This is a genomic window from Nitrospira sp. KM1, from assembly GCF_011405515.1.
In the GTDB taxonomy this organism is placed as follows: Bacteria; Nitrospirota; Nitrospiria; order Nitrospirales; family Nitrospiraceae; genus Nitrospira_C.
In genome coordinates, this window is the sequence record NZ_AP022671.1 from 1,814,232 (window position 1) to 1,829,035 (window position 14,804).

Annotated in this window: 9 protein-coding genes; 1 reads left to right on the forward strand and 8 read right to left on the reverse strand. The window is 59.2% G+C overall.

What is annotated here, in order from left to right; all coding sequences use genetic code 11:
* Positions 1–5: 5 nt before the first annotated feature.
* The 8 genes from W02_RS08270 to W02_RS08305 form a co-directional block, all read right to left on the reverse strand.
* Positions 6–1,370, reverse strand: coding sequence for a cytochrome ubiquinol oxidase subunit I (locus W02_RS08270; RefSeq protein WP_173046620.1), 1,365 nt, complete (start codon positions 1,368–1,370; stop codon positions 6–8).
* A gap of 120 nt (positions 1,371–1,490) precedes the next feature.
* Positions 1,491–2,024 carry a Slp family lipoprotein gene (locus tag W02_RS08275; protein ID WP_173046622.1) on the reverse strand — a complete coding sequence of 178 codons (534 nt, stop codon included), beginning with the start codon at positions 2,022–2,024 and terminating at the stop codon, positions 1,491–1,493.
* Positions 2,025–2,026: 2 nt separating this feature from the next.
* Positions 2,027–2,602 (reverse strand): hypothetical protein, encoded by a 576-nt coding sequence (locus W02_RS08280; RefSeq protein ID WP_173046624.1) that lies wholly within the window; start codon positions 2,600–2,602, stop codon positions 2,027–2,029.
* 319 nt (positions 2,603–2,921) lie between these two features.
* On the reverse strand, positions 2,922–3,374 hold the full coding sequence (locus tag W02_RS08285; RefSeq protein WP_173046626.1) for a hypothetical protein: 453 nt from the start codon (positions 3,372–3,374) through the stop codon (positions 2,922–2,924).
* Between the two features lie 67 nt (positions 3,375–3,441).
* Positions 3,442–3,711 carry a hypothetical protein gene (locus W02_RS08290; protein ID WP_173046628.1) on the reverse strand — a complete coding sequence of 90 codons (270 nt, stop codon included), beginning with the start codon at positions 3,709–3,711 and terminating at the stop codon, positions 3,442–3,444.
* Positions 3,712–3,904: 193 nt separating this feature from the next.
* Positions 3,905–4,534, reverse strand: coding sequence for a response regulator transcription factor (locus W02_RS08295; protein ID WP_173046630.1), 630 nt, complete (start codon positions 4,532–4,534; stop codon positions 3,905–3,907).
* Positions 4,535–4,543: 9 nt separating this feature from the next.
* On the reverse strand, positions 4,544–6,664 hold the full coding sequence (locus tag W02_RS08300; RefSeq protein WP_173046632.1) for a response regulator: 2,121 nt from the start codon (positions 6,662–6,664) through the stop codon (positions 4,544–4,546).
* A complete protein-coding gene (locus W02_RS08305; protein ID WP_173046634.1) occupies positions 6,661–13,773 on the reverse strand; it encodes a HAMP domain-containing protein in 7,113 nt (2,370 codons plus the stop codon). Before W02_RS08305 ends, W02_RS08300 begins: the two co-directional genes overlap by 4 nt.
* Before the next feature lie 435 nt (positions 13,774–14,208).
* On the opposite strand from W02_RS08305, the gene W02_RS08310 reads away from it, so the two are divergent.
* Positions 14,209–14,562: a hypothetical protein gene (locus tag W02_RS08310; RefSeq protein WP_173046636.1), complete on the forward strand. Its 354-nt coding sequence runs from the start codon at positions 14,209–14,211 to the stop codon at positions 14,560–14,562.
* Positions 14,563–14,804 lie beyond the last annotated feature (242 nt).

Below are 14,804 nucleotides of genomic sequence, written 5' to 3' on the forward strand. Positions count from 1 at the left end.
CCCCTTTAGGCGTGTGAGCCCGATGGTTCCGGGACTGCCGGTGTGTGGGGTGGCTCTGTCGGTCCATGGCGGATGGTTTCCGCGACCAGGAACAAGAAGAGCAATCCGAGCACGAGATAGATTCCAAGAAATCCGAGCAGCGTAAACAACGCATTACCCGAATGCACAAGAGGCGATGCGCCTTCTGCGGTCCGCAGCAAACCATAGACCAGCCAGGGCTGACGTCCAAGCTCTGCGGTCATCCACCCGGCAGTCGTGGCAATGTAGGGAAAAGGTACGGCCAGCATCAGTGCCCACAACAGCCACGTGGAGGTAAACAGGCGCCCGCTCAGGAGCCAGAGCAGGGCAAGACCCATAATACCGATGAGGATCGTCCCGAGGCCTGCCATGATGTGGTAGGAGTAATACAACAGCGGAAGATTGTCCGGCCACAACTCCCGTGGAAACGCGTCGAGCCCTTTGACTTGAGCATATAGGTCCTCGTAGACGAGGAAACTCAAGGCGTCGGGTATGGTGAGTGGGTTGTCGATCGTCATGGTTTCGACGTTCGGCTGCCCTACCAAGGTCATACCGGCGCCTCGTTCGGTCTTGAACAACCCCTCGAATGCAGCACCTTTGACCGGCTGATGTTCAAACACCTGACGGGCATTTTCGTGTCCGGTTGGAAATGCCATCAGCACCGTCGCGAGACTTCCAACCATGACGCCCGTCTTGACGAACGTTTTGGCATATTCGTGATACTGCCCCGAAAGGAGGTAAAACGCGCCACACGCCGTCACGACAAACGCGCCGGTCACCAGGGCCGCCGTCATATTGTGAGCGAATTGCCAGAAGAGCCAGGGATTGGTAAGCAGTCCCCAGAGGCTGTTCACGAACAAGCGCCCGTCATCAGCCACGGAGTAGGCCACAGGGTGCTGCATCCAGGCATTGGTCGCGAGAATGAAGTAGCCGGACAACCATGAACCGAGAAAAAGCATGACCGTTGCAAACCAGAGCATCTTCCGGCTGAAACGGGGGTCGCCGAACAGCAAAATCCCCAGGAACGACGACTCCAGAAAAAACGCAAACAGTCCTTCCATGGCCAGTGTCTGGCCGATGACCCCTCCGGCGAAATTCGAAAACTTTGCCCAATTCGTTCCGAACTGAAACTCCAATGGGATCCCGGTCACCACGCCGAAGGCGAAGCTCAGGGCAAAGATCTTCGTCCAAAATCTTGAGACCCGGTGGAAGTGGTCATCACCCGTCGCAAGCGCTCTGGTTCGGAAATACACCAAGAGCAGCGCCAGCCCCATCGTCAATTGCGGGAAAAGATAGTGAAATGACGCGGTGGCCGCGAACTGCAGACGGTCGTACATCAACGCACTGCTCATGTATTCCTTGCCTTGGCCCCTGCCGGCTTACTACGAACAGAGGCACGACATTCGCCTCGTAGCGGATGCCGGACGGACTCGACGGCTGATCAGAAGTCGCTGTCGATGAGACGGGTCATGCTATTGGCCAAGTTCACCCTTGACCTCGGATGGTACAAATGGAATGTAGTTGGCATCGACCAGCTCTTCCCACACTCCATCGTGATCGGACTGTCGCCCCCATCCTCTTACATATACCATGTTCAGTACAGGTTCCTTGCCAGGCGCCAGACCGGCGACACGGCCGACGACGGTCATGTCGACCCAATGCTGGCGCGCGCTCCGAAAGGCATCCTGACTGCCCACGACGATCCAATACCACCCGGCTTCGGGATCGTTCACGCTGGGAGGAAGTTGTGGTCGATAGTCCTGGTCGAGGGGTCTGTTTTTCACGTGTAACCAGAGGGCTCCGTCCCTGTGTTCCTCCTCCAGAAGAACCGCTCCCATGATCACCAGCCGATTGCGGTAAAGGTCTGGAGTCGTTTGCAGCGAGACGAGCGTGACGTTCGGTACGGCATCCCGGAGGTACTTTCTCGGGACGGGACTGCATCCGATGGCCACACAGAGACACACCAGCAAGGCGTAGCCCGGCACACGGTTGCCTTGTCGATCCATTCTCATGGGCTCCCTGGTTGCAACACGCCGGCGGTCCGGACCTTGTTCATGAATATCGCGATGCATTCTCTGATGCCTCCCTCGATCAAGATTCCAGTCTTCATCCAGTCTCTCGTCTGCCGACGGTCGATTTCGCACGAAGTCTCGAAGTTACCGGCGGCATCATGCCCCGTCACATGAAAGTCCACATCGAGTTGAAAATGCTGGTCCTGAGCTCCCACGTATTCAAGATAGAATTGTTTGATGGTCCCGGACACGACCCGAGCGGCACTCGATTGCACGGTATAGCCGGCAAAAGTCAACTCGTCTTTTACGGCGTTCGTAAAAAATACGGCGATGTCCTGTGACAGAAACAGCGCTTCCGAATCCGATCCGGAGGACTCCACCTCCTTCCGTTTCATGAGCCCCGTGGGATGACCCGCGTACACAAACGTATCGACCTGGACTTCTCCGCTCCCCCTTACCGAAGTGGATGGTTGATAGTTGAGGTACAGAATGCGGGGGCAGCCAGCGCTTAACAGGGCCGCCATGATCAACGAAGGAATCGCCCATCGGCGATGGATCGTATCGAGACGCATCTAACACCCCTTTGGATACCGGAATGTTGCCGATAGCAACCGCATGGGCGCGCAGAGCCTACGAAGAAGGGCCTCGTCTGTCAATAGCTTAGGAGTCCAGGCGTGCAGACCAACTGCATCAGGTCGTGCGTACCAGATCGATGGCGGCGAGCATACCTCCTGGGACGTAACCGCACGGGCACCTCTCAGACTGCCGACGAAACGGCAGATGCTGAACGGTTAGGCACGACAATGGAGCGTAAGGAAAGGATGGGGACGAGGGTGGAACCTCACGACACTGGCGAGGTTGGAGTGGGAAGAGAAGATATGCGCTGAAGGATCAAATCGAATGGCCCGTCAACGTCGGGGAAGTCGGAATATCGGACCGATGGCCGCTTTCAGTCAGTATGAACACGATGCGACTTTCTTCAGACGCCTTCCGACCCGGAAGTCCAAGACATCGAATCAACACTCTCGTGGTCAACGTCGCGGCGAGATAGGAAACCGTGCACTCCGATCGGTCCCCCATCTCGTCATGTTCCTGCAGCATTCCAATGATCTTTCCGGCCAAGTACGAAAGAGGCGGCGGGAGAGTTTCCGCCGCGCTGACGGGGCGGGTGGAAGACACAGATCCAGGGAGGAATTCACGAATGAGTTTCACGGCTCGGCGATTCATGTGAAGCAGATCGAGAACGGGGGAAAAAACCATGATACCGGGCCCTTCGGTCTGTACGACGTCCTCTACGCATAACTCAGGAGCGGCCGCATAATCCTGCTGTACCATTTGTATCATCCCGGGATCTCCTTCTTTTCGACTTTCAGCTGAAACTCGTGCATGATGACGCCGCGACCGGCTCGCTTCAGCGAGGAACAGTCTGGCGCGCGTGGAACGTAGACGGCCGCTCTGAAGTATTTCGGGACATCTGAACCGGCCCCATCGACAGCTCATATTCGAATTGACTTGGATGTCGAAGGACAAGATTGCCTTCACGGCTCAGGTGGTCGATGGCGGCAAACATTTCACTCCACGAGAACTGTGGAAGACGATCGAGCAGCACCTGGAGGGAGCATGGGCCCTGCTCGAGCAGATTTGATTGGATAGCTGATTGGATGCCCGTCTCGCTCACCATAGGAATCCCTCCTTCTCCCCGTCTGATATGGTCCTCCTTTGACAGAGACCATCTCACCGTACGAGCAGTGAGGGTAGGGTATATATCTGTCCCAGACACCCAGAAACATCGGGTTCATCACTATTCTGGCGCCGTAGCTGATACTACGTCATGTCATGGTTTAGACTACAAGCGAGAAGCCGGCGAACTGGGATTACGCGAGGCCTTGCCGGAGGGCATAATGCATCAGCTCGGCGTTGTTTTTCAGATGAAGTTTTTCGAGAATGCGGGATCTGTATGTGCTGACCGTCGTCACTCCCAAATGCATGGTATCGGCAATTTCGGACACGGTCTTGCCCGAAGCGAGAAATCGCATGACCTCGTATTCGCGATCGGATAGGAGATCATGCAGCGGGCCGTCATGACCGGGACGAAGCATATAGACGAGTTTTTCTCCAAGAGCGATCCCGACATATTGTCCGCCGGCACTGACCTTCTTCACAGCCGTGACCAATTCCTCCGGCGCACTCGCCTTGGTCAGATACGCATTTGCCCCTGCTTTGAACATTCTGACGGCATACTGGTCCTCCGGATGCATGCTCAATACGATGACCGGCAAACCGGGCCGTTCAGCCTTGAGAAGTCTGAGGGCGTCGGTACCCGTCGTGCCCGGCATTCCAATATCGAGAATGACTAGGTCCCACTGTTTTTGACGGACCTGTTCCATCAGGTCATACGCATTGGCGCATTCCCCGACGGTGACGTCTTCCAAGCCATCGGCCAGCAGGTCCTTGACCCCGCGTCGGAAGAGGGAATGATCATCGGCAATCAGGATTCTCAGCATCGCTCACATTCAGCCGTCAGCCTGACGTGCATCAGGAATCGCGTCCCGCCCGCCAGCTCTTCCTGATCCCGCCGTTATAATGGCCTCGTAAAGTTCATCACCCGCCGAATCCTTGGAGACGAACAGCGCAGCCCCTGCGGCCTTCATCGCGGTCTCGACATGGATGGCGCCTTCAACGGACAGTCCGACGACCGCGATGGAAGGATGATCCTGTCTGATCCGTCGCGTAGCCTCAATCCCGTCGATGCGCGGCATCGTGACATCCATCACGACGACATCCGGGTTCAGCGATGCGGCCATTTCAATCCCCGCCAGTCCATCCCCAGCCTCTCCGACAACCTGGACGTCATGACGCCCATCCAGCAGCGATCGCAATCCCTCGCGAACCATGGCATGATCATCCACCAGCAGGACCCGGAGGGGAGCAGACACTTCTTCCGCAGTCCGGCGATAGGAGGGCACACCCGGACGATGCTGGTTGAGCGGTTGCCCGGGCTCGGACTGTCCGCCTGATTTGGTGACCGGCCAATACGGAATGGTCAGCGTGACGCTCGTACCCTGACCGGAGGCGGATCGAATCTGGATCCGCCCTCCCATGGCTTCCATCCGCTCTTTCGTACTGAACAATCCAAACCCGCCGGATGCTCCATCGGGAGCGACCTTGGCTTCCGCGTCGAATCCGACCCCGTCGTCCGAGACGGTCACTTCAAGAGACCCCTGTTCCCTCACGGAGACGGACACGGTCGCAAGACTCGCAGAGGCATGCTTCAGGATATTGAACAGGAGTTCGCGTATGGATTGATACATCAGCACGGCATCGTCTTCGGGCAGCGAGAGCACTTCGATGTCCTGTTTGACCTTGATCACGAGTCCGTGAGCCTGCATGCGGGTCGCGAGCCATTCAAGCGCTTCCAACAAGCCGAATTCGTGCAGCGACGGAGGAGCCAACTCCGCGACGAGTGAACGGGTATAGTCCAACGACTGGATGACGGCCTGATCGGCCTCCCTCAGCAGGCGCGACACCTTGCCCTCGGCGATCAACGGATCGGTCTGCTTGATCTTGATGCGCACGACCACCAGCAACTGCGCCAGATAGTCATGGAGATCCGAAGCCAGACGGCGTCGTTCTCGCTGCTCGGTCAAATTCAGCTGGACGGCCAAGGCCCGGAGACGCTCATGCATGAGCACGAGCTCGCTCGTCCGGTCTGCCACACGTTGCTCCAGTTCGGCCGCCAGTCGCTGCAGCGCCTGCTCCGCTTCCTTGCGCGTCGTGATATCGCGAATCACCACCGCATATCCTTGCAGGCTTCCCGTTTCATCCCTGAGACCGGTGATCACCAGATTGGCAATGAACCGACTGGCATCCTTCCGGACCATCCAACGGTCCTGATCGGATCCGGGCTCGGCACGCAAGGCCGCCGCCATCTCAAGATCGCGTGAGGGCTGGCCGGCCGACAGTGCGTCGTCCGGATAAAAACATTCATAATGTCTACCGAGAATTTCAGACGTGCGGTAACCAGTCAGCCTCTCCGCGCCGATATTCCACGTGGTGACCAAACCGTCGGCATCCAACATGAAGATCGCATAGTCCTGCACTCCCTCGACCAGCAGGCGGAAGCGCTCCTCACTTTGCCGGACAGCCTGTTGCTTGACTCGTTCCCGGAGCTGATACAGATCGACGAAGACCGCTACTTTGTTCTTCAGGATTTCCGGTACGACCGGCTTGACCAGATAGTCCACCGCGCCGCTGGTCAAACCCCGCACGACGTCCGCATCCATCGTGTCGATGCCCGAGAGAAAGATGATCGGCGTGTACCGCGACCGTTCCCGTTGACGGATAAGCGCCGCCGTTTCGTAGCCGTCCAGCTTCGGCATGCGGATATCCAGGAGAATAACGGCGAAATCCTGCCGGAGCAGATGTCTGAGGGCATCTTGGCCGGTTTCGGCTTTCACGATGAGGCGATCCTGGCCGTCCAGCAGCGTTTCCATCGCCGTCAGAGCGATCGGATCATCATCGACGATGAGAATGCGCGCGGTCATCGGCGAGTTGGATGTCGAGTGGACCGCCGGTCCATCGACGTCCCGATCGTCGGGGAACCGCGGCCGGTCCGTCGTCCCGAACATGGTCATCGCTTCACCGTCCGCTTTTTTCCAAACAGCCAAATGCGCAGTAACGCCAGCAACTCCTCGGTGTTGACCGGCTTGGCAATGTAATCGGAGGCGCCCGCCTGAAGACAGCGTTCCCGGTCACCCTTCATGGCCTTGGCTGTCAGGGCCAGAATTGGCAGTGTATGATGGCGCGGATTGGTCCGGATGGTACGCATCGTTTCGTAGCCGTCCATTTCCGGCATCATGATGTCCATCAAGACCATGTCCAGATCCTGATCCTGTTCCACCCGCTCGATCGCCTCGCGTCCGGTCTCGCAACTGACGACTTCCATGTGGTGGCTCTCCAGGAGGCTCGTCAGGGCAAAGATGTTCCGGATATCGTCATCCACGACCAGGATCTTTTTCCCGACCAGCGCGTCGTCGCTGCGTCGTACCTGGTCCAGCATGCGCTGCTTCTCCTGGGGCAGTTGCGAAATCAAGAGATGCAGGAACAGCGAGGCTTCATCGAGCAGACGCTCCGGCGACTGCACGCCTTTGACCACGATGCTCTGCGACAATTCGCGCAGTCGCCCCTCCTCCGCATCGCCCAGCTCCTTTCCGGTAAACACGATCACCGGCAGATTCATGAGCGCGGGGTTCTTACGCATCCGTTCGAGGATCTCGAACCCTGACATGTCTGGCAGTCTGAGGTCCAGCACGATGCAATCGAACGGCTTGCCGGTCATGGCTTCCCAGGCTTCGGAGCCGTCGCCGGCCATGGTGATCTCGACATCCTGATGCGCCAACAACTCGCTCAAGCTCTGGCGTTCGATCTCGTTATCCTCGACCAGCAGCAATTGTCTGCGTTTGGTCTGACTGTAGTTCAACAACCGGTCGAACGCGACGCTCAACTCGTCCGTCGTGTAGGGCTTCAGCGCATAGGCATACGCGCCGTGTCCGAGGCCGTGAATGCGCTCTTCCTCCACGGTCAAGATCTGCACGGGTATATGGCGTGTTTCAGGATCCTGCTTCAGGTGACTCAAGACGGTCCAACCCAGCATGTCGGGAAGAAAGATGTCGAGGGTGATGGCCACGGGATTGTATTGATGCGCCAGCGAAAGCGCGAGGCGGCCATGCGCCGTGACAACCCCTTTGAATCCTTTCTCCCGCGCCATGCCCAACAGCACGCGGGCATAATGCGGATCGTCCTCGACGATCAACACCGTCGGTTCGCCCGGTACCAGCGTTTCGCGGTCGTCCGGAATGTCCTCCAAACGGTCGGCCTGCTGCACCAACAGCGGCATGGGTTCATGCGCGGTCTTCAGCTCCCGTGTCATGGCCAGCGATGCGCCCATGTAGGCTTCGGGCAGATACAGCGTGAAGGTGCTGCCTTCTCCGATGGAGCTGGACAAGCGAATTTCGCCGCCCAACAACATCGCGAGCTCACGGCTGATCGCCAGCCCCAGACCCGTTCCTCCGTACCGGCGGCTCGTGCCCGCTTCAGCCTGCTGGAACGCTTCGAAGATGATACGTTGCTTTTCCTGAGGAATGCCGATGCCGGTGTCCTGAACCTCGAACGCAATCACGCTGGGAACGTTCGACAGCAACTGATGATCGAGGCTCCACCCGGTCACCGCCCGCCTGATGCGGAAGGACACATGACCTTGCGACGTGAACTTGAACGCGTTGGAAAGCAGATTTTTCAGGACCTGCTGGAGCCGCTTGAAATCGGTCACCATTCCGCGCGGCAACTGCGGATGAATCTCGACGTTGAACACCAGCTGCCGGGACTCGGCCACGTGGCGGAAACTCCGTTCCACGGCCTCACGCACCTTCATGAAGGACACCTGCTCCGGCTCCACCGTGACCGTGCCGGATTCGATCTTCGACAGGTCCAGGATGTCGCTGATCAGGTTCAGCAGATCGGCGCCTGCCGCATGGATGTTTTTGGAAAATTCCACCTGTTTGACGGACAGATTGCCCGCCGCATTGTCCCCGAGTTGCTGTGCAAGAATCAGAATGCTGTTCAGCGGCGTGCGCAGCTCGTGTGACATGTTGGCCAGGAATTCCGATTTATATTTGGATGCCAGGGCCAGCTCTCCCGCTTTTTCCTCCAATGCATGACGCGCCTGCTCAATTTCCCGGTTCTTGCGTTCTACCTCCGCGTTCTGTTCCGCCAACTGCTTCGCTTTGCTGGCCAACTCATCGTTGGTTTGCTGCAATTCGCCTTGTTGAATCTGGAGTTCGCTGGCCAGCTTTTGGGATTTCTGCAACAGGCCTTCGGTCCGCATCGTCGCTTCGATGGTGTTGACCACCACGCCGATCGTCTCCGTCAGCTGCGCAAGAAACGTCAGATGGGTCGGCGTGAACTCGCCCAATGACGCCAGCTCGATGACCGCCTTGACCTGGCCCTCGAACAGGACGGGGAACACCACGAGATTTCGCGGGCTGGCCTCGCCGAGCCCCGAGGCGATTCGGATGTAGTCCCCAGGAATTTCCCGCAAATGAAAATTGCGCTTCTCAATCGCGCATTGCCCGATCAATCCGGTCCCGATCGCCAACTCGGACTGTTTCAAGACCTCGCGGCCGCACGCATAGCCTGCGAGCAGCTTGAGATACGGACCGGTCTCATCCACATCCATTTGATACACGGTGCCATACTGCGCGTTGACGAGCTGCGTCAATTCGGACAGCAACAGTTTGGCCACGGTCATCAGGTCACGTTGTCCCTGCATCATGCGCGTGAATTTCGCGAGGTTGGTTTTCAACCAGTCCTGCTCGGTATTCTGATCGGTCGTCGCGCGCAGGGTTCGGATCATGACGTTGATATTGTCTTTGAGCTCGGCCACCTCGCCGCGGGCCTGCACCTGAATGGAACGGGTGAGGTCTCCCTGCGTCACCGCCGTCGCGACCTCCGCAATCGCGCGAACCTGCGTGGTCAGATTCGCCGCGAGCAGGTTGACGCTCTCGGTCAGGTCTTTCCACGTTCCGCCGACTCCCGGCACCACGGCCTGGCCGCCCAGCTTGCCTTCCGTGCCGACTTCGCGCGCCACACGCGTCACCTCGGAGCCGAATCCTCCGAGCTGATCCACCATCCGGTTGATGACGTCCTTGATCTGCAGAATTTCTCCGCGAACGTCCACCGTGACTTTCCGGGTCAGATCGCCGTTCGCAATCGCCGTGGCCACCTTCGACATATCGCGAAGCTGGACCGTGAGATTGCTCGCCATGGCGTTGACGTTGTCGGTGAGGTCCTTCCACGTCCCGGCGACGTCCGGCACGACGGCCTGGCCGCCGAGCTTCCCTTCCGTGCCGACCTCGCGCGCGACGCGCGTCACCTCGGACGCGAAGCTGCGCAGCTGGTCCACCATCGTGTTGATCGCTTCCTTCAACTGGAGGATCTCTCCGCGTGCGTCGGCCGTAATCTTTTTCGACAGATCGCCGCTGGCCACCGCAATCGTCACATCGGCGATGTTGCGCACCTGGCCGGTCAGGTTGCTCGCCATGGAATTCACGCTGTCGGTGAGGTCCTTCCAGGTTCCCGCCACGCCCGGCACGCCCGCCTGGCCGCCCAACTTCCCTTCTGTACCCACTTCGCGCGCCACCCGCGTCACCTCGGCCGCAAACGCGTTCAATTGGTCGAGCATCGTATTGAACGTGTCCTTGAGCTGGAGAATCTCACCGCGCACGTCTACGGTGATCTTCTTCGACAGGTCGCCGGTCGCGACGGCCGTGGTCACGTCGGCGATGTTGCGCACCTGGCCGGTCAGATTGCTCGCCATGGAATTCACGTTGTCGGTGAGATCCTTCCAGGTTCCCGCCACGCCCGGCACGACCGCCTGGCCGCCCAACTTCCCTTCCGTGCCCACTTCGCGCGCCACCCGCGTCACCTCGGCGGCGAAACTGCGCAGCTGGTCCACCATCGTGTTGATCGTGTCCTTGAGCTGGAGAATCTCACCGCGCACGTCCGCCGTGATCTTCTTCGACAAATCCCCGTTCGCCACGGCGATCGTGACGTCCGCAATGTTCCGGACCTGTGCCGTCAGGTTGACGGCCATCAAATTCACGCTCTCGGTGAGGTCCTTCCACACGCCGCTCACGTCCCGCACCTGCGCCTGACCGCCCAGCTTCCCTTCCGTGCCGACTTCGCGCGCCACCCGCGTCACCTCGGCGGCAAAGCTGCGGAGCTGATCCACCATCGTATTGATCGTGTCCTTGAGCTGGAGAATCTCGCCGTGCACGTCCACGGTGATCTTCTTCGACAAATCCCCGTTCGCCACGGCCACCGTCACTTCGGCGATGTTGCGCACCTGGCCGGTCAGATTGCTCGCCATCGCGTTGACGCTGTCGGTGAGGTCCTTCCACGTCCCGGCCACCCCCGGCACACCCGCCTGACCGCCGAGTTTCCCTTCGGTGCCCACCTCCAACGCCACCCGCGTCACCTCGGCGGCAAACGCATTGAGCTGGTCGACCATCGTGTTGATCGCCTCCTTCAACTGGAGGATCTCACCGCGCACGTCCACCGTGATCTTCTTCGACAAATCCCCATTCGCCACGGCGATCGTCACGTCTGCAATGTTCCGGACCTGGGCCGTGAGGTTCCCGGCCATCAAATTCACGCTCTCGGTGAGGTCCTTCCACACGCCGCTCACGTCCCGCACCTGCGCCTGCCCGCCGAGTTTCCCTTCCGTGCCCACTTCGCGCGCCACCCGCGTCACCTCGGCCGCGAAACTGCGCAGCTGGTCCACCATCGTGTTGATCGCTTCCTTCAACTGGAAAATCTCACCGCGCACGTCCGCGGTGATCTTCTTCGATAAATCGCCATTGGCCACGGCGGTCGTCACGTCGGCAATGTTCCGGACCTGGGCCGTGAGGTTCCCGGCCATCAAATTCACGCTCTCGGTGAGGTCCTTCCACACGCCGCTCACGTCCCGCACCTGCGCCTGCCCGCCCAGCTTCCCTTCCGTGCCGACTTCGCGCGCGACCCGCGTCACCTCGGCCGCGAAACTGCGCAGCTGGTCCACCATCGTGTTGATCGTGTCCTTGAGCTGAAGGATCTCACCGCGCACGTCCGCGGTGATCTTCTTCGACAAATCCCCGTTCGCCACGGCAGTGGTCACATCCGCGATGTTGCGCACCTGATTGGTCAGGTTGCTCGCCATCGAATTGACGTTGTCAGTGAGGTCTTTCCACGTTCCGGCCACCCCCGGCACGACGGCCTGCCCGCCGAGCTTGCCTTCCGTGCCCACTTCGCGGGCCACCCGGGTCACCTCCGCGGCAAAACCACGGAGCTGTTCCACCATGGTGTTGATGGCTTCTTTGAGCTGAAGAATTTCGCCCCGTACGTCCGCGGTGATCTTCTTCGACAAATCGCCGTTGGCCACGGCGATCGTCACTTCGGCGATGTTCCGAACCTGACCGGTCAGGTTGCTCGCCATCGAATTGACGCTGTCGGTGAGGTCCTTCCACACGCCGCTCACGTCCCGCACCTGCGCCTGCCCGCCCAGCTTCCCTTCCGTGCCGACTTCCCGTGCGACGCGCGTCACCTCGGCGGCAAAGCTGCGCAGCTGATCCACCATCGTATTGATGGCTTCCTTGAGCTGAAGAATCTCACCGTGCACGTCTACCGTGATCTTCTTCGACAAGTCGCCGTTGGCCACGGCGATCGTCACGTCCGCGATGTTCCGGACCTGACCGGTCAGGTTGCTCGCCATCGAGTTGACATTGTCGGTGAGGTCTTTCCATGTTCCGGCCACCCCCGGCACGACGGCCTGCCCGCCCAGCTTGCCTTCCGTGCCCACTTCGCGCGCGACCCGCGTCACCTCCGCCGCAAAACTGCGCAGCTGGTCCACCATCGTGTTGATGGCTTCTTTGAGCTGAAGAATTTCGCCCCGTACGTCCGCGGTGATCTTCTTCGACAAATCGCCGTTGGCCACGGCGGTCGTTACTTCGGCAATGTTGCGGACCTGCCCGGTCAGGTTACCGGCCATGGAATTGACGTTGTCGGTGAGATCCTTCCACGTTCCCGCCACCCCCGGCACGACGGCCTGTCCGCCCAGCTTGCCTTCCGAGCCGACTTCGCGCGCCACCCGCGTCACCTCCGCCGCAAAACTGCGCAGCTGGTCCACCATCGTGTTGATCGTATCCTTGAGTTGGAGAATCTCGCCGCGCACGTCGGCCGTGATCTTCTTCGACAAGTCGCCGCTGGCCACGGCGATCGTCACTTCGGCGATGTTTCGAACCTGCCCCGTCAAGTTGCCGGCCATGGCATTGACGCTGTCGGTGAGGTCCTTCCACGTTCCCGCCACGCCCGGCACGACGGCCTGTCCGCCCAGCTTGCCTTCCGAGCCCACTTCGCGCGCGACGCGCGTCACTTCAGCTCCGAAACTTCGGAGTTGGTCCACCATCGTATTCATCGCTTCTTTCAACTGTAAAATTTCGCCGCGCACGTCGGCCGTGATCTTCTTCGACAAGTCGCCGTTGGCCACGGCGATCGTCACTTCGGCGATGTTCCGCACCTGGTTGGTCAAATTGCTGGCCATGGAGTTGACGTTGTCGGTGAGATCCTTCCACGTTCCCGCCACCCCCGGCACGACGGCCTGTCCGCCCAGCTTGCCTTCCGTGCCGACTTCGCGCGCGACCCGCGTCACCTCGGCCGCGAAGGCATCGAGCTGCCGGACCATTTCGTTCACGGTCTTGGACGCAGTGAGAAACTCGCCTCTGAGGGGATAGCCTTCGGCTTCCAGTGATACCGTTTGAGTGAGATCGCCTTTCGCCACAGCTCCGATCACACGAGCCATCTCGGTGGTGGGTCGCACGAGGTCATTAATCAAGCCGTTCACCGATTCGATATTGACCTTCCACCCTCCTGTGGCCGCGGGTAACGACGCCCGCTCTGATAATTTTCCCTTCTTCCCGACAGCCTGGCTGACCCGATGAAACTCTTCGACGATCTTGCCGTTGGTCTCGATGATGCCGTTGAGTTCGTCGGCAATTTTGCCGCCGATGCCGGGCCAATCATCCGGGAGGCGCACATCGAAATTGCCGCGCCGGACCTCCTTGAGCACCTGCAGCAACAATTTCGGGTCCACAGCCTCATCCTTCGCGCCATTCTTTCTAGCCTCGCCCGCCCGACCAGTTTTTACGGCCATGCCTGCCTCCCAAGAGTGAAACTTTTCATCACGACCGAGTTGTGCCTATCCTCAACATGTTGATGACCATCGTCAAATCGATAGGGTGGCCTGCTGTGGGTTTTTTAACCCGGAGCAGAGAATTGAAGCACATACACAAGGGGAAGGACAAACCTGACCGGTGATGAAAATATCACGCATTCGTGGAATCGGAACGGGTTTAAAAACCGATGAGATTGCAGGATGCCAGGCGCGAACGGATGCCAAAGGAGAGCCTCATCGAAGGGTTCGACAAGCTCATCACAATAACAGGGTGGCCCGGCTTAGACAACCGTCGTATTGCGCCTGACGTACCGGCACTGAGCATTTCACGCCTGTTCAGCCCGGCAGAGAGATTCACTGTCCGGTATGGTATGGTGGGAGGCTAACGCGATTGTGTCCAAACAAGGAGGTTGTATGCGCGTGACGAGTCGTATTGGAATGATGGGAATCGGAATAGCCTTGATAGGTGCGTTCGGCTTGACGCCCGTTCTGGCCGATGAAACTCCAATCGAGGACGGATCCAAGATCGTGATTACCTCTCCGAGAGACGGAGACAAGGTGGGCGATACTTTCGACCTGAAATATGAATTTACCAAAGGCTCGGAGGCTGCTCATGCGCATGTGTATCTGGACAAGCAATATCAGAAAGGGTTTCCAGGGACGTTCAAAGGCCTGAGCAAGGGTCCCCATCAGATCACGGTGACCGGCGCAACGAAAGACCACAAAGTCGTTGCCGCGACCCAGACCATTACCATCGAAGTCCAGTAACCTCCGGTGTTCCCAAACCGCCGGGGCCGCAACGCCTCGGCGGCGCCACATTCCCTATCGCCAAGCCGCCACGGCCTGGCCCTTCACAAACCGCGCCGTCCTGCGCTCGCGGCATCCCCGCAACTGAGCGAATCGGTTCGCCGTCCGTCCTCCAATTGACAGACACCATTTGCAAACGTACTCTGCAGCCATACAGCCTTGACTAACCGCCGGTCGCACTCACTCGGCGCCTGTGAATTTGA

Excerpts from the sequence above, each read along its gene's own strand:
- W02_RS08300 (WP_173046632.1), bottom strand. The coding sequence starts at position 6,664 with ATGACCATGTTCGGGACGACGGACCGGCCGCGGTTCCCCGACGATCGG.
- W02_RS08270 (WP_173046620.1), bottom strand. The coding sequence starts at position 1,370 with ATGAGCAGTGCGTTGATGTACGACCGTCTGCAGTTCGCGGCCACCGCG.
- W02_RS08280 (WP_173046624.1), bottom strand. The coding sequence starts at position 2,602 with ATGCGTCTCGATACGATCCATCGCCGATGGGCGATTCCTTCGTTGATC.
- W02_RS08310 (WP_173046636.1), top strand. The coding sequence starts at position 14,209 with ATGCGCGTGACGAGTCGTATTGGAATGATGGGAATCGGAATAGCCTTG.
- W02_RS08285 (WP_173046626.1), bottom strand. The coding sequence starts at position 3,374 with ATGATACAAATGGTACAGCAGGATTATGCGGCCGCTCCTGAGTTATGC.
- W02_RS08275 (WP_173046622.1), bottom strand. The coding sequence starts at position 2,024 with ATGGATCGACAAGGCAACCGTGTGCCGGGCTACGCCTTGCTGGTGTGT.
- W02_RS08305 (WP_173046634.1), bottom strand. The coding sequence starts at position 13,773 with ATGGCCGTAAAAACTGGTCGGGCGGGCGAGGCTAGAAAGAATGGCGCG.
- W02_RS08290 (WP_173046628.1), bottom strand. The coding sequence starts at position 3,711 with ATGGTGAGCGAGACGGGCATCCAATCAGCTATCCAATCAAATCTGCTC.
- W02_RS08295 (WP_173046630.1), bottom strand. The coding sequence starts at position 4,534 with ATGCTGAGAATCCTGATTGCCGATGATCATTCCCTCTTCCGACGCGGG.